Genomic DNA, 1402 nt, shown 5'->3' on the forward strand with positions numbered 1-1402 from the left:
GCAAGTTAATTTCTTCATTTATACCCTAACCGAATTTACGCCCCAGTGTACTAGTCATCAAAGCTTTAGTATAAACGTACCAGAAGTTTGATTCTCATCTAGGATTGCTATATTCATCATATATAGTCAATAAAGATTTGTATATATTAGATATGTACACAGATAAATTGAATCGTTATTATTTAACAATCTATCTATGTACGATATAATTCTTAAGATTATTTATCGTAGATTTTTGATAATTAATCTTAAGAATATATATGTCTTACTCTTCGTTAAACCGAACTGTTACGTTACTCGCGCTATTTGTTGTACCAAAACTTACTGTGATTGAACTAGCTGCATCAAGGGATCTTTCGCAATAAGTAATGGCTTGCCCACTATTTCGATTTACTGATAGAGATATATTTTGACACTGAAATGAAGTAGGTGATGTGATTGATAAAGAAGCATCCTTATACGGATCATTATTAGTAACTCTTAATTGTCCATTAGTTGAATTTCTTTTTGGAGTAAATATACATGTATCTTGAGATTGAGAATACAATGTATGTTCAGTTCCTGAAGTACATAAGTAAAAACGAGAACCTTCATCAGCTAAAGATGTTGGTATATAAATAACAGCACTAAAAACAAACGATAACAGAACTACTAATGTTTTCAACAGTAACGAAGTATGTTTTTTCATTTGTTTATTCTAAAACTCTAATCAATAGTCAATATACAACAAGACTGTACGCATAAGCAAGAAAATATCGTTTTGTTAATAACTGGACTTTAGACTAAATGAAGAGTGATCGTTAGGTCGCAGGTGTGCAAACAATAAAGCGATGCCTGTAAGAACAAGCACCTCAGTAGCGGAAGATGAAAGAAGCACTACCAACGTTCATCTACCGTTATGGATGTTTTTGCACAATTGAGAGAATTCCGTCAAGCAGCATACAAATGTTTATGTCGGGCAAAGGATACAACATTTGAAATGATGGATGCAATATTGCTGACACGCAAGGGTGTGGTCAAAAGTAGTTGGTAAGTAAGCGATCGCTTAATAGACCTCTTGCAAAAGTCCCAGTCACTCGCTTCGCTCAAATTCAAAGTTCAAAATTCAAAATTCAAAATGAAAACCCCACGAATAAATGATGTTGTTGGCGAATTAACAGGGGGTATTACCAATATGGTAATTATTTGCCACTGAGGTTAGACTTTCATACAAAGGCGATCGCATGAACAGACAGGTACTTTTCATTCAGAATTTAATAACCCGCAACTTGCGTTAATACTCAAATTTGACTTTCTTTCATATTTGGAGACAATAATCTGTCTTTTTAGATACAAAATTAAATGCGCTTACCTCTTAAGAAACACATTCCGTCGCCGTAGATTGAGCAACGAGATTAAAGCC

At 33.9% G+C, this 1402-nt stretch carries 1 protein-coding gene; it reads right to left on the minus strand.

Annotation, left to right across the window (positions count from 1 at the left end; translation table 11 throughout):
* Positions 1-265: 265 nt before the first annotated feature.
* Positions 266-688 (minus strand): hypothetical protein, encoded by a 423-nt coding sequence (locus ACM0OZ_RS48810; RefSeq protein WP_414590154.1) that lies wholly within the window; start codon positions 686-688, stop codon positions 266-268.
* Positions 689-1402 lie beyond the last annotated feature (714 nt).

The organism is Scytonema sp. PCC 10023 (genome assembly GCF_963920835.1).
In the GTDB taxonomy this organism is placed as follows: Bacteria; Cyanobacteriota; Cyanobacteriia; order Cyanobacteriales; family Nostocaceae; genus Kalymmatonema.